Source organism: Nitrospirillum amazonense (genome assembly GCF_007828045.1).
GTDB lineage: Bacteria > Pseudomonadota > Alphaproteobacteria > Azospirillales > Azospirillaceae > Nitrospirillum > Nitrospirillum amazonense_C.
The window spans coordinates 1-19,027 of the sequence record NZ_VITN01000028.1; the positions used below are offsets into that span (position 1 = coordinate 1).

A 19,027-nucleotide genomic window follows, 5' to 3' on the forward strand; every position below is an offset into this window, starting at 1 on the left:
CAATCATCCGGCGATTCTATAAGCTCCGTGTCAGCCGGAGAATCCCCAAACCGCAAAAAATCATTGATTCATTTATTTATCAACAGTCCCTTAGGCCGCCGGCCCGGCACGTCTAAGCCGGAAATCAGGCCCCGCTCCGCCGCTGGTCGCAATGGCCGGCCGGCGGCGGCGATGGCACGATCCGGCCATGCCGCCCCGCCTAAGCTTCGTCAGAACCGCCCTCATCGCCCTTACCATGGTTGGCAGCCTCGCCGGCTGCGCCACGCTGCCCTCGGCCGATCCCGACATCGCCCGGGCGCTGGCCACGGCGGACGCGACCAGCCGGTTGGACCTGCTGCGCCGGCAGGGGGAGATCATCGGCGGCGCGCCCTTCGTCGGCGGCAACAGCGTCACCCTGCTGCGCAGCGGCACCGAGACCTATGCCGCCATGGACGCCGCCATCGACGGCGCCCGCACCCGCATCGACATGGAAAGCTATGAGTTCGATGGGGTGGAAGGATCCCGCTTCGCGGAGAAGCTGGTGACCAAGCGGGCGCAGGGGGTGGAGGTCAACCTGATCTATGACGCCTGGGGCTCGCAGGACACGCCCAAGGAGGTGTTCGACCGCCTGCGCCACGGCGGCGTGAACCTCCTGGTCTTCAACCCGGTCGATCCCGCCACCCTGCTGACCCTGGACGTCAACCGCCGCGACCATCGCAAGCTGCTGATCGTGGACGACGCCGTCGCCATCGTGGGCGGCGTGAACATCAGCGAGGTGTACGACCGCCGCCATCACGCCGGCGCGGGCGCTGAGAACCAGGACCCGGAACAGCGCCCCTGGCGCGACACCGATGTGCGCATCGCCGGCCCGGTGGTGGCGGAGTTCCAGCGCCTGTATGCGGACACCTGGGACCAGCAGCGCCAGGCCCAGGGGCCCGACACCGCCCCGGCCCTGGACGCGCCGCCACCAAGCCCGCGGACCCGTCCCGGCGATATCGTCCTTCAGGCCCTGAGCGGCGCGCCGACGGAGGGCCGCCCGCTGATCTATCGTAGCCTGCTGGTGGCCATCACACTGGCCCGCAAGTCCATCCACCTGACCACCGGCTATTTCGTGCCGACGCCGGACCTGGCCCGGGCATTGAGGCAGGCGGCGGGGCGGGGCGTGGATGTCACCGTGCTGGTGCCGGGGCCCAGCGACAGCCCCCTAAGCGACAGCCCCCTATCGGTCATGGCGGGGCGTGGGTATTACAGCGACCTGCTGGCCGCCGGCGTGCACATTTATGAGTACGCGGACGCCATCCTGCATGCCAAGACCGCCGTCATCGATGGCGACTGGTCCACCGTCGGTTCCTCCAACCTCGATTGGCGCAGCGTTGCCTTCAACAATGAGATCAACGCCGTGGTCCTGGGCGCCGGCTTCGGACGGGAGATGGAGGCCATGTTCCAGCATGACCTGACCCACGCCCGGGCCATAGAGCCCGAGGCCTGGCGCCATCGTGGCCTGGACGAGCGCCTGGGCGAATGGGGCGCCCGGCTGGTGGAGGAAGTGCTTTAAAGACGGTAGAAGCGCCGGGCCGCGCCGCCGAAGACTGCAGGATGCGCCTCGGCCGGCACCAGATCACGCGCCATGGCCAGCCAGCCGGCATAATCGCCGGCCAGGTTCAGCACCGGCCAGTCGCTGCCCCACATCAGGCGGTCGGGGCCGAAGGCGTCCAGCAGGACGTCCACATAAGGTTTCAGGGCGTGGACCGTCGTTCGGTCGCCAGCCTCGGTCAGCAGGCCGGACAGCTTGGCGTGGACCTGGGGCAGGGCGGCCAGGTCGCGTATGCGGGCGGCCCAGTCGTCGATCTCACCCCGGGGGATGTAGGGTTTGGCGCCGTGGTCGATCACCATGGCCAAGTCCGGGTGCCGGCGGGCGAAGTCCAGCAGGGCGGGCAGGTGGGGCGGCAGGACCAGGGCGTCGAAGCTCAGGCCATGGGCCACCATGGCGCGGGCGGCGGCATCGACAGCCGCATCGGCGATCCAATCCACGGGCAGGGACTGCAGCATGGGACGCAGGCCCCGCATCTTGGGCCGGGCGGCCAAGGCGGCGATGCGCGCGGGCGCGTCCGGCGCCTTCAGGTCCGTCCAGCCCACCACACCCCGCACGAAGGGCTGGCGTGCCGCTTCCTCCAGCAGGAAATCGGTGTCCTCGTCACAGGGCTGGGATTGCACCAACACGCTACCGGTGATGCCCAGGGGGACGGCCAGGGCTTCCAGGTCCGCCACCTCATGGTCGCGGTGGATGACCGCCAGGTCGGGCGTGGGCCAGCTGTGCCCGTGCCGGCCCAGGCGCCAGATATGCTGGTGGGCGTCGATCATGCCGGTCGCCCTTAGTGTGAGGCCACGACCTTCAGGCGTTCATCGCGCCGACCCACCGGTGCCGTGCGGCCCGCCAGGCTGAAGGTACCGACGACGGCGAAGCACGCCCCCGGCACCACCATGGCGACGGCGATGCTGGCCATGTCCGACACACGGCCCATGATCACGGGGATGGCGGCGCCCCCGATGATGGCCATGACCAGCCAGGATGACCCCAGCTTGGTCAGCGGCCCCAGGCCGCGCAAGGACAGGGCGAATATGGTGGGGAACATGATGGACATAAAGAAGCTGGTGGCGATCATGGCGCCCAGCCCCAGCCAGCCGCCGCCAAATGCCCCCACCAGGCACAGTACGACGTTGATGGCGGCGAACACGCCCATCAGCCGTTCCGCCGGCACGCGGCCCATCAGGGCCGTTCCCGCGAAGCGCCCGGCCATGAAGGCCATCAAGGACAGGGTGAGGTAGGCGGCAGCCGTCTTCTCCCCCGTGCCCGGCAGGGCGTGCTGGGAATAGCGGATCAGGAAGCTCCACACCCCAACCTGGGCGCCGACGTAGAAGAACTGCGCCACCACGCCGAACAGGAAATGGCGGTGGCGCAGCAGACGGCGGAAGCCGCCCCCATCACCGGCTGCCGCCTCATCTGCCCGTTCCTCCGGTCGTTCCTCCGTCCCGTCGGTCAGGGTGGGGAAGCGCACGGCGAACACCACCACCGCCCACAGCAGGACCAGCAGGCCCAGCACCAGGTAGGAGGATTGGGCCGCTATGGCCTCCGTATCCCGGAACCGGGCCAGTGCCTCGGGCGACAGCGCGGCCAACTGCTCGGGCGTGTATTCCACGCCGGACAGGATGAACTGCCGCCCCACCAGGACGCCCGCGACCGAGCCCAGGGGATTGAAGGCCTGGGCCAGGTTCAGCCGCCGCTCCGCCCCCGCCGGGTCGCCCAGCACGGTCATCAGCGGGTTGGCGGAGGTTTCCAGGAAGGCGAGGCCGCTGGCGATGACGAACAGGGCGCCCAGGAAGGCGCTGTAAGCGCGCAGTTCGGCCGCCGGATAGAACAGCAGCGCGCCGATGCCGTAGAGCGCCAGGCCGAGGACAATGGCCGCCTTGTAGCCGTAACGCCGGGCGAACAGGGCCGCCGGCATGGCGCAGAAGAAATAGCCCAGGTAGAAGGCGGACTGCACCAGGCCCGACTGCCAATCCTGAAGGTCGAAGGCCTTGCGGAACTGCGCGATCAGCACATCATTCAGGTTGTTGGCCACGCCCCACAGGAAAAACAGGCTGACGATCAGGGCGATGGGGATCGCCCATTTCGGCTGTGCGGCTTGGTGCTGATGCGGATGCGCGCGGCCGTCCGACATGTCCCCTCCCAGGGTGTTCTTTGTGCCGGCGTGCGGCCCGGCTGGTGATCAGCACATCAAATATGAATTTATACGTCAAATATAAAAATGCCTGGCGGTAACCTCGTCACGGCACCGAGGGAACCGACGGCGTCGCATGGCAGGGTTCGGAAGGCTTTTGAGCCCAAGGGATTGGCGGCGCAGTGCGCTGCGGCTAATGTCCCCGCGCAATTCTCAGGTTTCGCTGGCGGAGGAACAGGTCATGGCGCACATCATCGATGGTAAGGCATTCGCGGCCGCCCTTCGGGAACGCATCGGCGCCAAGGTCGCCCACCTCACCACCCGCCACGGGCTGAAGCCCGGCCTGGCCGTGGTGCTGGTGGGCGAGGACCCGGCCAGCCAGGTCTATGTCCGCAACAAGGGGGAGCAGACTCACGCCGCCGGCATGCACTCCGTCACCCACCGGCTGGAGGCCAGCACCACGCAGGAAGACCTGCTGGCCCTGGTGCACAGCCTGAACGCCGATCCCGCCATCCACGGCATCCTGGTGCAGCTGCCCCTGCCGGCCCATATCGACAGCAACGCCGTGCTGGCCGCCATCGACCCCAACAAGGATGTGGACGGCTTTCACGTGGTCAACGCCGGACGCCTGGCGGTGGGCCTGCCCGGCATGGTGCCCTGCACCCCGTTGGGTTGCCTGATGCTGCTGAAGGACCATCTGGGCAGCCTGAAGGGCAAACACGCCGTGGTGGTGGGGCGCTCCAACATCGTGGGCAAGCCCATGGCCCAACTGCTGCTGCAGGCCGACTGCACCGTCACCATCGCCCACAGCCGCACCGCCGACCTGCCGGCCCTGTGCCGCACCGCCGACATCCTGGTGGCCGCCGTCGGCCGGCCGGAGATGGTGAAGGGCGATTGGGTGAAGCCCGGCGCGGTGGTCATCGACGTGGGCATCAACCGCGTGCCCGCCCGCGCCCCCGAAGCGGCGGCGGCCGGCAAGACCCGCCTGGTGGGCGACGTCGCCTATGACGAGGCGGCATCCGTGGCCGGTGCCATCACCCCGGTGCCCGGCGGCGTGGGCCCCATGACCATCGCCGTCCTGCTGCTGAACACCCTGACCGCCGCCTGCCGCAGCCGTGGGCTGGAGGGTGAGGTGGCGGAGTTCAACTGACCGGCTGCATTGGGGCGGGCAGTCTCGCCCGGTCCGCGATTTCCGCCAGCGCCGTCCGCACCTCCGCCACCACGCGGTCCCAGTCCCCCGGCGCCGTCTGGTTGAACAGGCGCAGGGTCGGGTACCAGGGGCTGTCGTTCCGGCCCCGGAACCATCGCCAGCAGCTGTCGTGGCGGTTCATCACCCACACCGGTTGGCCCAGCGCGCCGGCCAGATGGACGACCGAGGTATCGACGCTGATCACCAGGTCCAGATTGGCGATCAGGGCGGCGGTGTCGGCGAAGTCCGCCACCTGATCCATGCGGTCGATCAGGGGAAGGGCGGGCGGCAGCGTGTCGTCCTTCTGCAGGCTGTGGAGGCGCACGCCGGGCACGGTGCCCAGCGGCATCAGCAACTCCGGCGCCACGGAGCGGCGGCGATCCACGGCCGCCAGCTCCGGCCGGTCGCGGCGGGGGTTGCCGGCCCAGGCCAGGCCGACGCGCAAGCCCGCGCCGTCCCCGGCCAGGCGATCGTGCCAGGCGGCCACGTCCAGCGGGTCGGCCGCCAGGTAGGGCACGTCCGCGGGGATGGTTTCCACCGTGGTGCCAAAGGCCAGGGGCAGGCTCATCATCGGACACTGCAGGTCGAAGGGCGGTAGGGGCTCTCCTTCCACCAGGATGTGGGTCACGCCGGGCAGGGGGCGCAGCAGGCGGGCCAGCTGCGGCTGCACCGCCAGGGTGATGGTCAGGCCCCGCGCCGCCACCAGGGGCAGGTAACGACTGAACTGCAGGGTATCGCCCAGGCCCTGTTCGGCGTGGACCAGGATGGTTTTGCCGGCGGCGTCCTCGCCCCGCCATTGCGGCTGGGGGAACTGACGGGCGTAGGGCGTCATCTGGCGGGTGCGCCAGCGCCATTCATATTCCCGCCAACCTTCCGCGTACTGCCCGGCGGCCAGCAGCGACATGCCCAGATTGTTGTGGCAGGCACCGTAGTCGGGCTTCAGCGCGATGGCGCGGCGGAAGCAGGCGGCGGCCATGTCCAGCTCACCTTTCGCCTGAAAGACGGCACCCAAGTTATTGTGCGCCTCCGGATAATCCGGGTTCAGGGCCAAGGCGGCCTGAATGCTGGCCTGCGCCAGGTCCATCCGCCCCTCGGCATGCAGGGCCATGCCGAGATTGTTGTGCGGCTCGGCATAGTCCGGCTGGGCATCGATGGCCAGATCGAAGGCTTGCGCCGCCGCCGCGCCCTTACCCTGCGCCAGAAGGGCGAGCCCTAAGTTATTGTGGGTCTTGGGATTGCCGGGCAACAGCGCGATGGCGCGGGCGAAACAAGACTCCGCCTCGGCATAGCGGCCGTGGACGTAGAGGATAAGGCCCATGTTGTTATGGGCGTCGGCGAAATCAGGATTCAGCGCCAGCGCCCGCTGATAGCACAGCAGCGCCTCCGGCGCGTGCCCCAGGGTTTGCAGGGTGGTGCCCAGGCTGCTGTGCGGCACGGGATCGTCGGGGCGCAGGGCCGTCGCCCGGCGCAGGTGCGGCAGGGCGGCGTCATGCCTGTCCAGGTCCTGCAAAGCCAGGCCCAGGTTGAAGCAGGCTTCGGCATGGTCGGGCGACCGGTCCACCGCTCGCTCCAGCCAGGGCAAAGCCTCCTCCAGCCGGCCGGTCAGGCGCAGCACCAGGCCCAGGTTGTAGAGGGCGTTGACATAGGTGGGCTTGACCGTCAGCGCTTCGCGGAAGCCGGCCTCGGCCTCCGCCCAGCGGCTTTGCAGGCGATGGACGACGCCCCGGTTGTTGAGCGCCGCCGCATAGGCGGGGCGGAGTTCCAGCGCCCGGTCCAGCGCCGCCAGGGCTTCCCCCAACTTTCCCTGAGCTTTCAAGGCATTGCCAAGGTTGTTGTATCCTTCGGCGAAGTCTGGTTTCAGCGCCACGGCGCGCTGGAAGCAATCGGCGGCGGCATCGATGTCGCCCTGCGCCTCCCGTACCGTGCCCAGGTTGTTCAGCGCCTCGGGGAAGGCCAGCCTCAAGGCCAGGGCCTGGGTGATCAACGCCACCGCCTCATCCACGCGCTTCTGCTGGAAGGCGACGACGCCCAGCAGGTGCAGGCTTTCCGGGTGCCGGGGCATCAGCGACAGCGCCTTGCGGTACAGCACGGCCGCCGCCTCCAGCCGGCCGGCTTTGTGCTGGACCACGGCGGCGGCGAACGCCTTCTGCGCCGGCGGCAGGGGCGGCTTGGGAACGGCGGCGGGGCGGGCGGTCATGGGCGGTTTCCAGAGGTGAAGGTGGCGGCCAGCGCCGTGCGTACGGATTGAACGACGTCCCCCCAGTCACCCAGGCGCGCTTGCCGGAACTGACGCAGCGTCGTGGGATACCAGGGGCTGTCATCCCGGCCGCGCAGCCAGCGCCAGCAACTGTCGAACCGGTTCAGCAGCCAGACACTGACGCCCATGGCCGCCGCCAGGTGGGCCACGGCGGTATCGACGCTGATCACCAGATCTAGGTTGCTGACCAGGGCGGCGGTGTCGGCGAAATCCACCACGCTGTCGATCAGGCCGCCCAGGCGGGCCGGCACGTCCACCTCCGCCGCGCCTTTTTGCAGGCTGATGAAACGCACGCCGTCTTCATCCAGCAGGGGTATGAGGGCGGCCAGGCCCATGGACCGGCGGCGGTCGGCCACCGCCACGTCGGGCGTGCCGGCGCGGGCTGCCCCCGCCCAGACCAGTCCCACCCGGGGCCGGTCGTCACCCGGCGCCGCCAGCACCAGGCGCCGTCGCCAAGCCTCCGCCTCCGGCGGGTCGGCCGCCAGATAGGGCGCGGCCGCTGGGATGGTTTCCACCGTGGTACCGAAGGCCAGCGGCAGGCTCATCATCGGGCAATGCAGGTCGAACGGCGGCAGGGCCTGGCCATGGGCCACCACCTGCTCCACCCCCGGCAGCCGGCGCATCAGCCGGACCAGGGGCTGGGGCACTTCCACCACCACGCGCAGACCCCGGTCCGCCACCAGGGGGATGTAGCGGCAGAACTGCAGGCTGTCGCCGTAGCCTTGCTCCCCATGGATCAGCACGATGCGGCCGGGCGCCTCCTCACCGCGCCATTGCGGGCAGGTAAAGGGGCGGCGGGCACCGGCCAGCTGGGCGTCCTGCCAGCGCCACTCGAACTCCCGCCAGCCTTCCTCGTACTGGCCGGCGGCCAGCAGGGTCATGCCCAGGTTCTTGTGGGCGGCGGCATAATCGGGGCGCAGCGCCACAGCGCGCCGATACAGCGCGATGGCCTGATCCAGCCGGCCCTGCATCTGCAGCACCACGCCGCTGTTGTTCAGCGCCTCCGGATAGTTCGGGCGCAGGGCCAGCGCCCAGTCGAAGAAGGCCAGCGCGTCGTCCAGCCGGTTCTCCACCTGCAACAGGTGGCCCATGTTGTTGTGCGCCTGGGGGTCGTCCGGGTCGCTGGCCAGCGCGTCCTCGAAACAGCTCATGGCCTGGGCCAGGTCGCCGGCGTCGTGGTGCGCGATGCCCAGGGCGTTGTGCAGACGGGCGTCGAAGGGGTTGAGCACCAGGGCCTGGCGGTACTGCGTCACCGCCTCATCCCGCCGGCCGTCGGCCTGCAACAGGACGCCCAGGTGGAAGCGCGCGTCGATGGCGGTGGGACTGTCCGCCACCACGCCCTCCAGGCGCAGGATCGCGCGCCGGATGGCCTCGGCATCCGGCAAACCGTCCGTCGGCACGGTCGTCGTGCCGGATGCCCATTGCATGATGCCGATCACCCCCGATAGCCGGCACCCGCCCACGGGGCACCCGGCTCATTGAACGGGGCGCGGCCCGCCGGCTGTCGAGCGCCTATCGGTCCGCGACATCATGTCCTGGAATGAAAGGGGCGGCACCCCTCGGCGCCGCCCGTCATGCACCTTCCGGCGGACCGCTTCACCGGGCCTTGGGCTTGTTGGCCGGGGCCGCCGGCTGGGGTGCCATCTGGGGTGTGGCTGCCGCCGGGGTCGCCTGGGGCTGCTCGGCCCCCTGCGGCGTCGGATGGGGCAGCTTGGTCAGGGGCGTCTTCAGCACGGCGTCTGAGCCCACGACCGCCACGGTGGCGGTGCGGCCGGGGATCAGGCGCAGGTCGGGCGGCGGGTTGTCCAGCACCACCCGCACCGGGATGCGCTGGGCCAGGCGCACCCAGCTGAAGGTGGGGTTCACGTTGGCCAGCAGGTTGCTGCCGTCCGTGCGTTCGCGGTCCTCGATGGCGGCGGCCACGCTCTCCACATGACCACTGAAGCTGCGCGGGTCGCCCATCAGGCGCACGGTTACCGGATCACCCACATGGATGCGGCCCAGCTTGGTTTCCTCGAAATATCCCTGGACGTGCAGGCTGTCGCTGTCCACCAGGGCGGTCACGGCCTTGCCGGCGGTGACATAGTCGCCGGGGCGCAGGTCGAAGTTGGTGATGTAGCCGTTCACGGTGGCCATTACCTCCGTCCGGTCCAGGTTCAGCTTGGCGACGTTGCGGTCGGCCACGGCCTGCAGGTAGATGGCCTCGGCCTGCTTGGCGGCGGCCACCGTCTGCTCCTGCTTCTCCCGCGACACGGCGGAGGCACTCAGCGACTGGTAGCGGTTCCGCTCCAGCACCAGCTCGTCGAAATTGGCCTTCTTGGCCGCCACGGCGGCGTCGGCCTGCTGCAGCGCCAGGGTGAAGCGGGCGCGGTCGATGCGGAACAGCACCTGGCCCTTGGTCACGGTCTGGTTGTCATGCACCAGCACCTCATCCACCAGGCCGGAGACGTCGGGCGTGACGCCCACGATGTCGGCGCGCACCCGGCCGTCGCGGGTCCACGGCTCTTCCATGTAGTAGATCCAGAAGCGCCAGCCCACCAGGGCGGCGATGGCGACCACGACCAGGGTGACGGCCAGGCGGGTCAGGGCGGTGATGAAGCTGCGCATGGCGGCGACGTCCAGCAAGTCAGGGATGAGAAGTGTAATGGGTGAAGACGGCGGCGACGCCGCCCAGGACGATGACGTAGATGGCCAGGTCGAACAGCGGCCGGTGCCAGACCAGGCGATAGGCGCCCACCAGGCGCAGCCCCCAGCGCACGGCCATGGAGATGAGGAAGGCGACCACGCCCCAGACCAGCAGGGGAGAGACGAAGACGCCGTGAATGTCCATTTCGCCGATCATGCGGCCAGGCTTTCTTCCGGGGTGGGAACGGCGGGTGTGGGCGGCGGCAGGTCGGGCATGCCGTCCGACAGGGCCCGGCGGATACCGGCCAAGGCCAGTAGCGCCTGGCGCGGCTTGCGGCCGGACAGGGGCATCAGCGCCGCCAGGGCGGCGTCGATGTCGCCCAGCAATTCCGGCGCGGGCGGGCGCGGGGCACCGGCGCGGCAGACCGCCCGGTAATGGTCGGCCAGCTGGGACAGCGCCCCGTCCACCGCCGCCCGCGCCCGCACAGGCAGGGCCCGTTCCACCCCGCGCAACTCCAGCACGTTCATGCCCGTGCGGATGTCGGCCAGGGCATCGGCGGCCGCGATTTCCGACCCCGGGGGCAGGGCGGCCAGGCGCGGCACCAGCAGGCCCATGCGGTCCAGCAGCTTGCCGGCGAACACGGGACGCAGGCCGCCGTCGGGGGCGGGGGTGCGGGTGTCGGCCACGGCCCGGATGTCGTACCAGCAGGCGCGCAGGATTCGCCGGGCGCCCCATTCCGCGCCCACCGCGCGCACCAGCGCCGTCATCAGCCCAGCGAACCCCATGCCCAGTACCAGCGCCAAAGCGCTGTTGAGGTAGGAGGCGAAGTCGGCGCTGTAGGTATTGCTTAGGCCGGCCAGGGTGGGCAGGGTGGCGCCCACCGCCAGGGCCCGGCCGGCCAGGCGCGGATTGGCGATGACGCGGCCCAGCAACAGGAACATGGGCCCCAGGGCGAAGGCCAGCATCACGAAGCCGTCGATGTGCGGCATGATGGCGAAGATGTAGATGCCGGCCAGCACCGCGGCCACGGCGTTGTACAGCGCGAAGTCCAGGATGGCCGGCACCGGGTTGTCCTGCGCGGCGAAGAAACAGCAGGCGACGGCCGCCATTTCCAGGGCGATGGCACCATCCGCCCATTCCGTGCCGATCCAGAAGGCGCTGCCCAGCAGGATGGTGATGGCGGCGCCCGCCCCAGACCACAGGGCCATGCCCAGGTCCCGGTGCATCACCACCTCCGCCCCCGCCCGACCGCCCCGGCGGCGGCGCACCTTGGGGCCATGCCCGCCGCTGATTATATACAGGCGCAGGTCGCGGCAATCCTGCAGCGCGTCCATCAGGTCCTTCAGCCGCGTCAGCAGGTTCAGGGTCAGCACGTCGCGCCAGTCGGCCGGCGCCGTGCGCAGCGCCGCGATGCGGGCGCGCAAATCCGCCGTGCGGTCCGCCGGCGCCTCTACGTCCGCCACCCAGTCGCCGACATCGGCCAGCAACGCCTCCAGCGCCGCCGGCAGCGGTCGGCCGTCGGCTTTCAAGGCGCGAACGCGGTCGCCCAGGCCCGACAGGATGGGCAGCAGCATGACCAGGCGCTGGCGCAGTTGCCGCACCTCCTGGCTCATGCCGTGCAGGTGGCTGGTGTCGTAATCCAGGTGGGTGGCCATCATCTGCAGCTCGACCGCGTCAGCGGCCAGGCGCCGCCGGTCGGAACGGGTGGCCGCCGTTTCCTCCGCCCCGGCCAGGGCGTCGCGCGCCCAGCGGGTGACGTCGGCCGCGAAGGCGTCGATGCGATCACTGACCACGGGCCCGATGCCGCGCGGGAAGATGACGCTGCCGATGACCGTGGCGCAAAGGATGCCGACGGTGATCTCCTCCACCCGGGCCAGGGCCGCGTCGAAGACTGTGCCGGGATCGGTGACAGTGGGAAAACCAATCAGGGCTGTGCTGTAGGCCGCCAGCATGAAGACGTAGCTGCGCGGCGTGCGGTCCAGCAAGGCCAGGGTCAGGCAGGCCATGGTCCACAGCGCCATGGCCACGCACAGCAGGGGTGGGGCGTCCACCAGGTTGGGGATGATGGCCACCGTGGCCACGGCGCCGATGACGGTGCCCAGCACGCGGAACACACCCTTCGACCGCATGGCGCCGGCCAGCGGCTGCGACACGATGAAGACCGTGCCCGCCGCCCAGTAGGGACGCGGCAGGTCCAGGCTGAACCCAATATACAAGGCCGCCAGGGCGGCGGTGGCCGTCTTGGCGGCGAACATCCAGTCACCGGCGCCCTTGGAGGGCCCCTTGAGCCAGGCGGCGGTCACGGCGCGTCTCCCTCGGTGCCGTCCTTGGCGCCCGGGGACCGGCCCAGGGCGCGTTCAACGGCCGCGAAGACGGTCAGCGCGGTTTCCAGCTGCTCCGGCGTCACCTCCGCCAGCAGGCGCCGGCGCATGTCGTCCAGCGCGTCATCCAGCCGGAGGGCCAGCGTGCGCCCCTCGCCCGTCAGGTGCACGGTCTTCACCCGCCGGTCGCGCGGGTCGCTGCGGCGTTCCAACAGGCCGTCCCTTTCCAGCATGTCCACCAGCCGCACCAGCGAGGGGCCTTCCACGCCCACGTGATCTGCCAGCTGGCCTTGGCGGATGCCGTCGCCCAACCGGGCCAGCACCACCAGCGGCAGGGCCGTCGCCTCGGACTGGCCATAGGCCTTCAACGCCGCGTCCGCCTCCCGCCGCCAACACCGCGCGATATAGCACAGCGTCAGGCCGAAGGCGCGATGCCGGGGGGGAATGGGAAGGGGGGCGGTTTGTTCCATACCAAGAATATTAGAATCCTAATGATTAGCGTTAAAACGTTCATAAGTGGGAACCAGATCTGCGCCGACGTGATGGCGCCGCCTGCAACTGGGGGAGAGGCGAGAGGGGGGAGTGGGGGAAAGGTGAGAGGAGGGAGGCGCAACGGAAGCGGTGTCACCGCCACTGATGAAGGTATGTGCCAACATACCACTTATGATTGCCTGGGAACCAGACGCCTACTTGTCCCTTCGGCGCGCCTATCCCTTCGGACAGCGGGCTTTACGCCCGAATGGCGGGTCTGACTTGTAAGGGACCGGCCAGCGCGGCGCGGCGGTCAGTGCCAACGCCGCCTGCTCCAGCCGGTCGGCATTCAGGAAACGATGCGCCCGGGCAGCGACCCCAATATGGGCGGCAGCGGCCCGGCGCAGGCGGTGGCTGGGGGCTGTCCGCGCCACCACGGCCAGCCCGTCCAGGCCGCGCACCACCAGGTCCAGGAACGTGTCGTGCCGTGCCAACTGGGCCAATTGCCAGTAAAACTGTGTGGTGCGCTCAAGACGGGTCATCAGCCTCCTCCACAGGGAAAGGGCTCCTCAGGCGGTCAGCGCTTGGGGAAGGGGAACATCGGCGGAACAGCCGCTGTCCTGACGGTGCCTGAACGGCAACCGCCCGTCAATTCATAAGTTGCTTCTATGGCAACTTGCGCACCGAAGACGGGTGGCGTTCAGAGGCGACGGCCCACCCAGACGACACGGCCGATGATGTCGATGTCGGCCGCCGCTCGCTCATAGACGCGGTGATGCGGATTGTCGGAGCGGATTTCAACCAGGGGCGGATGGCTGCCCATGATCAGTTCCAGCCGCTTTATCACCACGCCCTGTCCATCCCACAGGGCGAAGATCCCGGGGGGCGAGGGGGACTGGTCCGCCAGGTTGACCATGACCCGGTCGCCGGGCAGCAGGGTGGGCTCCATGCCGTCACCCCGCACCTCCACGATGCGCACGGCGGCAGGCCGTACCTGCAATTCGGCGGAAAGATAGCTGGCGGGGAAGCGCCAGGGGGCGATGGTCTCATCTTCGCGGAAGCTCTGCGGCTTGCCTCCATGGCCGGCCAGGAAGCCGCCGCGCCGGTCACCGTAGATATCGACCTCCGCCACCTCGACAGACGCGTCGTCCTGTCCCCAGTCGGGCGGGGCCGACGTTACCGTTATCGGCTCCAGCAATTCCGCCACACCGCAGCCCAGGCTGGCGGCGATCGCCATCATGCGCTGCTGCGACAGGCGCGTGCGGCCGGATTCCAGCTTGGAGATCACCGTCTTGTCGGTGCCGATCAGGGCGCCCAGCTGTTCCTGGGTCATCCTTTTGGCTTCACGAAGTTCTCGGATACGGTTGGGTGGGCGGTCCATCATGACAACGAAGTTGCCACAGCGGCTACCAATCGTCAGTCGCCATGCGGGCAACGCGTTGACAGAAAGTTGCCTATTCGGCACCATTCATCCATGACGCTCGCCGACTATCTCCAGGCGCGTGGCCTCACCGCCGCCGAGTTCGCCCGCCGCATCGGACGCAGCCGTTCCACCGTCGCCCGGTGGTGCACCGGCCAGCGCCACCCCGACGCCGCCGCCATGCGGGCCATCATGGACGAGACCCAGGGGGCGGTGATGCCGAATGATTTTTTCAGCACCGCGACTTAGGGCGCGGGTCAACCGAACCGCGCCCGCACCCCGTCCGCCGTGGCCACCGGGCGCCCCATGAGGCGGCTGCCTTGGGCGGCGGCGGCCACGAGGGCGGCGTTGTCGGGGGCCAGAGTGCCGTCCGGCAAGTGCAGGTTGTTCTCGAAGCCCACGCGGATGTGTCCGCCCAGGCCGGCAGCGGTCAGCACGCAGGCGTTCTCCCGCCGGCCGAAGGCGCAGACGGCCCAGGGCACGTCGCCGGTGTTGTCATCGGGCGCGTCGGCGACGGGCGCCACGAAGGGCAGAAGGTCGCGCGGGTCGCTGACCTGGCCGGCGGTATAGCGGCCCAGGACGTACAGCAGGAAGTGCGGCACCTCCGGCACCACGCCGCGCCGGCGCAGATCATGCCAACGCAGCAGGTCGTCACGGGAATAAAGGATGGTCTGCACCATGATCCGCTCCCGCGCCAGCCAGGCGAAGAAGTCGGCGGCCTCTTTCTCATGCGCGGCGTCCGGAGCCAGCTCACGGATGGCGAGCGACACCGCCTCAGGCCTTAACGCGCGGATGACGGCCATCTGATGGGGCGGATGGTAGATGCCGGCGGCTTCCGTCGTGACCTGGATGACCAGGCGGTCGCCCACGGCTTGGCGCACGGCCGCCGTGGCGGCGGCATAGGCATCGGCGTCCAGCAGGTGGCGGCCCTGGCTGTCCCGCACGTGCATGTGGATCATGGCCGCACCCGCCTCCAGACAGGCGGCGGCGTCCTGGGCGATGTCCGCCGAGTCCAGGGGAATGGCCGGATGGTCGGTCTTCAGCCGGCGGGCGCCGTTGGGCGCTACGGTCAAGATCACGGGATCGGCGTTCATTCGGTGCCCCAATTCATTCCGCGCCGCCAATATTCAGGCGTTTCATCTTGTCGTACAGCGTCTTGCGCGGCACGCCCAGCGTTTCCGCGGCGCGCGTCACCTGGCCGCCGCTGGCGCGCAGGGCCTCGGTGATCAGGTGGCGTTCCACCCCGTCCAGGATGTCGGCCAAAGGGGCGTTCGCGCTTGTTCCACCCTCGACGGCCGCCGCCCCATCCTCCGCCAATCCCAGCACATGGCGATCGGCGGCGTTGCGCAGCTCGCGCACATTGCCGGGCCAGTCCTTCAGCATCAGGGCACGCAGCAGGGCCGGCGTGGGCTCGGCATAAGGCCGGCGGAAGCGGGCCGCCGCCTGCAAGGCGAAGTGCTGGAACAGCAGGGGGATGTCCTCCCGCCGCTCGCGCAAGGGGGGCAGGGTGAGCGTGACGACGCTCAGCCGGTAATAGAGGTCGGCGCGGAACCGGCCGGCGTTGGCCAGGTCCAGCAGGTTTTCCTTGGTGGCGGCCACCACGCGCAGGTCCACCGCCACCCGGTCGTTGCCACCCAGCCGTTCCAGCGCCCGGTCCTGCAGCACCCGTAGCAGCTTGACCTGCAGGGCCAGCGGCATGCTCTCGATCTCATCCAGGAACAGGGTGCCGCGATGGGCGTATTCGATCTTGCCCACCCGGCGCTTGGCGGCCCCGGTGAAGGCGCCGGCCTCATGCCCGAACATCTCGCTTTCGAACATGCTGTCCGGGATGGCGCCGCAATTCACGGCGACGAAGGGAAATGCGGCCCGCGGCCCGCCCTCGTGCAGCGCTCGGGCCACCTGTTCCTTGCCCGTACCCGTTTCGCCCAGCACCAGCACATCCACGTCGGTGCCGGCCAGGTCCGCCACCAGGCGGCGGGTGCGCACCAGGGCCGGACTTTGCCCCAGCAGGTGGTTTTCCACCGCCGCGTTCTGATCCAGGGCCTGGCGCAGGCGCCGGTTCTCCCGCACAAAGGCGCGCTTTTCCAGGGCGCGGCGGATCACCTCCACGAAATGCTCGGTGACGAAAGGCTTCTCGATGAAGTCATAGGCGCCGTCCTGCATGGCGCGCACCGCCATGGAGATGTCGCCCTGGCCGGTGACCAGCACCACCGGCAGCTCCGCATCTAGCGCCCGCACCCGCGACAGCAGGTCCAGCCCGCTCATTCCCGGGAGGCGGACATCCGTCACCAGGATTCCCGGCGTGTCCGGTGACAGGTCGGTCAGCGCCGCCTCGGCCGTCGGGTAAGTGGCCACGGCCAAGCCGGCCAGCTCCAGCGTCTGGCGCACGGTCAGGCGAATGATCTCCTCATCATCCACGAACAAGACAACGGGTGCGATATCAAGCAGTTGGGTCATCACGCTCAACTAAGGTCAAAGGCAGGGTCAGCAGGAAGGCGGCGCCGGCGTTTTCACCGGGATGGGCCTCACCGTCGCGGGCCTCCAGTTGCCCGCCATATTCCTGGGTGATGGCCAGGGAGATGGCAAGGCCCAGACCCAAGCCCTGGCCACCCGGCTTGGTGGTGACGAAGGGGTCGAACAGCCGGTCGCGCACGGCGGGATCCAGGCCTGGGCCGTTGTCGGCCACCGTCACCCGCACGGCGGCGCGCTGGTCCAGCTGGGCCGGGGTGGCGGTGATGGCGATGCGGGGCTCGGCCACCCCGGCCGTCGCATCCTCCGCGTTGCGGATCAGGTTGACCAGCACCTGTTGCAGCCGCACGGGATCGAAGGCTACCGTCACCTCCGGCACGTCCACCGTCACCTGCACCCGCGCCTCCTTCAGGCGGCGATCCAGCAAGGCAAGCGCCTCCTGCACCGCGCCCGGCAGGGCGACGGGCTGGGCCGGCCCCTCACTGCGGCGGGAGAAGTTGCGCAGCTGGCCGGAAATCTTGGCCATGCGGTCCACCAGCCCGGCGATGTGGACCAGGTTCTGGCTGACCTCCGCCTGGCGGCCCTGGTCCAGCAGCAGGCGGGCGTTGTCGGCCAGGGCGCGCAGGGCCGTCAGCGGTTGGTTCAGCTCATGGGTCACGCCGGCGGCCACTTGGCCGATCATGGCCAGCTTGGCCGCCTGCACCAGCTCGGCCTGGGCGTCGCGCAGGTCGGCGGTGCGCGCCTCCACCTGGCGTTCCAGGTCCTGGTAGGCGCGGTCCAGGGCCGCTTTCGCCAGCCGCTGATCCCGCAGGCGCTTCACCCGCTGGCGCACGTACAGCCCGATGGCCAGCGCCAGCAGCAACAGCAGCGCCAGGCCGATGCGGGCTGTGGCGGCGGCCTGGGCCACGGGGTGGGCGTCGGCGGCCAGCGCGATGGTCCAGCCATATCGGCTGAGCCCCCGCTCCACCAGCAAGTCCGGATGGGCCCGGAGGGAGCGGGGCAGTACCAGCGGCGGATGGTCCAGCCCGACATATTCGCGGGTCTCATTCAGGTACTTCACGGTGTCCGGATCCAGCGGCCGGCGGGCGCGGAACTTCCATTCCGGATTGGATGATAAAAAGACGATGCCGAAACGGTCGGCCACCAGCACCGCGTCGTGGGAGGTGCGCCAGCCATCCTCCAGCGCGTCCAGCACGATCTTGACCGCCAGGACGCCCACGCGCCGTCCGTCCCGCTCCACCGGTGCCGCGATGAAATAGCCCGGCAGGCGGGTGACCGTGCCCACGCCATAGAAACGGCCTACGCCCTGGTCACGCGCGTCCTTGAAATAGGGGCGGTAGGAAAAGTCCACGCCGAGGTAGCTGTCCGGCCGGTTCCAGTTGCTGGACGCCACGGTCCGCCCCTCGGCGTCCATGAGGTACAGGACGGCGGATCCGGCGCTCGCGTTCACCGCTTCCAGATACCGGTTCACACGGTCGACCTCGGCCGGGTCGGTGTGGCCGAAGCCGGCCGTCGCCAGCGCCACCACCGCCGGGTCCCGCGCGGCGACGGAGGGCAGGTAGTCGAAGCGCTCGACCGCGCTGTCCAGGTTGTTGGCGTAGATCTCCAGCCGGTGGCGGGCGTCGGCGGCAACCGCCTCCACCGCCCGCCGCTCGGCATGGTCCACCGTCAGCATCCACATCCCCACGGCCCCCGCCGCCGCCAGCAGCAGCGCCAGGGCGCCACCAGTGCCGACGGCGCGCAGGCGCGCCGCGAAGGGGAAGGGGGCGGCCAAGGGGGGATCAGTCGGTGGTGAGGCCGGCGCGTTCCGCCGCCTCATGCCGCTGCTGCTCCTCCGACACCAGGCGGGACAGTTCACGCTTCAGGGTGTTGAACTCGGGCGAGGCGGCATCGCGCGGTCGCGGCATCTCCACCCGGATGTCGCGCTTCACCGTGCCGGGGCGGTAGGTCAGGACGACGATGCGGTCGGCCAGGTAGATGGCTTCCTCGATGGAATGGGTGACGAAGACGATGGTCTTGCCCAGGCGCGCCCAGAGCTTCAGCAACTCATCCTGCAGGGACCGGCGGGTCAGGGCGTCCAGCGCGCCGAAGGGCTCATCCATCAGCAGGACGGGGCTGTCCAGCGCCAGGACGCGGGCGATGGCCACGCGCTGGCGCATGCCGCCGGAGAGATCCTTGGGGAAGCGCTCACCGAATTCCGACAGGCCCAGCATGTCCAGCAGCTCGCGCACCCGGGCGTCGGCCACGTCATTGGCCACGCCCTTGACCTCCAGCCCGAACCGGACGTTCTTGAACACCGTCATCCATGGGAACAGGGCGTATTCCTGGAACACCATGCCCCGGTCGGGCCCGGGGGCCACCACCGGGCGGCCACCGACGGTAATGCCGCCCTCCGTGGGATGGGAGAAGCCGGCGATGGCGTTCAGCAGCGTGGACTTGCCGCAGCCGGACGGCCCCAGCAGGCAGACGAACTCCCCCGACGCGATGTCCAGGTTGATGTCCTTCAGCGCGACCACCTCGTTCCCCGGGACGGCGAAGCGCTTGTAGACGTGGTTGATCAGGATGTCGGACATGCT

General features: G+C 69.6%; 17 protein-coding genes. 3 read left to right on the plus strand and 14 right to left on the minus strand.

Features of this window, described 5'->3' with window-relative positions:
• The first annotated feature begins 187 nt into the window (after positions 1-187).
• Positions 188-1,534 (plus strand): phospholipase D-like domain-containing protein, encoded by a 1,347-nt coding sequence (locus FBZ89_RS27170; protein WP_186457608.1) that lies wholly within the window; start codon positions 188-190, stop codon positions 1,532-1,534.
• Here FBZ89_RS27170 and FBZ89_RS27175 read toward each other — a convergent pair.
• Positions 1,531-2,340: an amidohydrolase family protein gene (locus FBZ89_RS27175; protein WP_145753882.1), complete on the minus strand. Its 810-nt coding sequence runs from the start codon at positions 2,338-2,340 to the stop codon at positions 1,531-1,533. The genes FBZ89_RS27170 and FBZ89_RS27175 overlap by 4 nt on opposite strands.
• 11 nt (positions 2,341-2,351) lie before the next feature.
• On the minus strand, positions 2,352-3,698 hold the full coding sequence (fucP, locus tag FBZ89_RS27180; protein ID WP_145753883.1) for an L-fucose:H+ symporter permease: 1,347 nt from the start codon (positions 3,696-3,698) through the stop codon (positions 2,352-2,354).
• 241 nt (positions 3,699-3,939) lie between these two features.
• On the opposite strand from fucP, the gene folD reads away from it, so the two are divergent.
• The gene (gene folD / locus FBZ89_RS27185; RefSeq protein ID WP_145753885.1) at positions 3,940-4,848 is read left to right on the plus strand and encodes a bifunctional methylenetetrahydrofolate dehydrogenase/methenyltetrahydrofolate cyclohydrolase FolD; all 909 of its coding nucleotides are present in this window, start codon (positions 3,940-3,942) and stop codon (positions 4,846-4,848) included.
• Here the strand turns inward: folD and FBZ89_RS27190 are convergent.
• The 8 genes from FBZ89_RS27190 to FBZ89_RS27225 all read right to left on the minus strand — a co-directional run bounded on the left by FBZ89_RS27190 (position 4,841) and on the right by FBZ89_RS27225 (position 14,030).
• Complete coding sequence (locus FBZ89_RS27190) at positions 4,841-7,084, minus strand: tetratricopeptide repeat protein (protein ID WP_145753886.1); 2,244 nt, start codon at positions 7,082-7,084, stop codon at positions 4,841-4,843. The two genes, folD and FBZ89_RS27190, sit on opposite strands and share 8 nt — an antisense overlap.
• Positions 7,081-8,571 carry a tetratricopeptide repeat protein gene (locus FBZ89_RS27195; protein ID WP_145753888.1) on the minus strand — a complete coding sequence of 497 codons (1,491 nt, stop codon included), beginning with the start codon at positions 8,569-8,571 and terminating at the stop codon, positions 7,081-7,083. The genes FBZ89_RS27190 and FBZ89_RS27195 overlap by 4 nt, the downstream gene beginning before the upstream one ends.
• A 169-nt stretch (positions 8,572-8,740) precedes the next feature.
• Positions 8,741-9,751, minus strand: coding sequence for an efflux RND transporter periplasmic adaptor subunit (locus FBZ89_RS27200; RefSeq protein ID WP_186457609.1), 1,011 nt, complete (start codon positions 9,749-9,751; stop codon positions 8,741-8,743).
• A gap of 19 nt (positions 9,752-9,770) precedes the next feature.
• The gene (locus FBZ89_RS27205; protein WP_145753891.1) at positions 9,771-9,986 is read right to left on the minus strand and encodes a DUF1656 domain-containing protein; all 216 of its coding nucleotides are present in this window, start codon (positions 9,984-9,986) and stop codon (positions 9,771-9,773) included.
• Positions 9,983-12,073: an FUSC family protein gene (locus FBZ89_RS27210; RefSeq protein WP_145753893.1), complete on the minus strand. Its 2,091-nt coding sequence runs from the start codon at positions 12,071-12,073 to the stop codon at positions 9,983-9,985. Before FBZ89_RS27210 ends, FBZ89_RS27205 begins: the two co-directional genes overlap by 4 nt.
• The gene (locus FBZ89_RS27215; RefSeq protein ID WP_145753895.1) at positions 12,070-12,561 is read right to left on the minus strand and encodes a MarR family winged helix-turn-helix transcriptional regulator; all 492 of its coding nucleotides are present in this window, start codon (positions 12,559-12,561) and stop codon (positions 12,070-12,072) included. The genes FBZ89_RS27210 and FBZ89_RS27215 overlap by 4 nt, the downstream gene beginning before the upstream one ends.
• 237 nt (positions 12,562-12,798) lie before the next feature.
• The gene (locus FBZ89_RS27220) at positions 12,799-13,104 is read right to left on the minus strand and encodes a hypothetical protein (protein WP_145753897.1); all 306 of its coding nucleotides are present in this window, start codon (positions 13,102-13,104) and stop codon (positions 12,799-12,801) included.
• Positions 13,105-13,262: 158 nt separating this feature from the next.
• A complete protein-coding gene (locus FBZ89_RS27225) occupies positions 13,263-14,030 on the minus strand; it encodes a helix-turn-helix domain-containing protein (protein ID WP_145753899.1) in 768 nt (255 codons plus the stop codon).
• A 6-nt stretch (positions 14,031-14,036) separates the two neighbouring features.
• Between FBZ89_RS27225 and FBZ89_RS27230 the strand changes: the two genes are divergently transcribed.
• Complete coding sequence (locus FBZ89_RS27230; RefSeq protein ID WP_145753901.1) at positions 14,037-14,231, plus strand: helix-turn-helix domain-containing protein; 195 nt, start codon at positions 14,037-14,039, stop codon at positions 14,229-14,231.
• Positions 14,232-14,239: 8 nt separating this feature from the next.
• On the opposite strand, the gene FBZ89_RS27235 is transcribed toward FBZ89_RS27230, so the two are convergent.
• The 4 genes from FBZ89_RS27235 to FBZ89_RS27250 are packed head-to-tail and all read right to left on the minus strand — an operon-like array spanning position 14,240 to position 19,024.
• Positions 14,240-15,076 (minus strand): beta-keto acid cleavage family enzyme, encoded by an 837-nt coding sequence (locus FBZ89_RS27235; protein ID WP_145753903.1) that lies wholly within the window; start codon positions 15,074-15,076, stop codon positions 14,240-14,242.
• 13 nt (positions 15,077-15,089) lie between these two features.
• Positions 15,090-16,439, minus strand: a complete 1,350-nt coding sequence (locus FBZ89_RS27240) for a sigma-54-dependent transcriptional regulator (protein ID WP_145753905.1) — start codon at positions 16,437-16,439, stop codon at positions 15,090-15,092.
• Entirely contained in the window at positions 16,423-18,270 is a 1,848-nt protein-coding gene (locus FBZ89_RS27245; protein WP_145753906.1) for a sensor histidine kinase, read from the minus strand. The genes FBZ89_RS27240 and FBZ89_RS27245 overlap by 17 nt, the downstream gene beginning before the upstream one ends.
• The gene (locus FBZ89_RS27250) at positions 18,233-19,024 is read right to left on the minus strand and encodes an ABC transporter ATP-binding protein (protein WP_145753908.1); all 792 of its coding nucleotides are present in this window, start codon (positions 19,022-19,024) and stop codon (positions 18,233-18,235) included. Before FBZ89_RS27250 ends, FBZ89_RS27245 begins: the two co-directional genes overlap by 38 nt.
• Between the last annotated feature and the right edge of the window lie 3 nt (positions 19,025-19,027).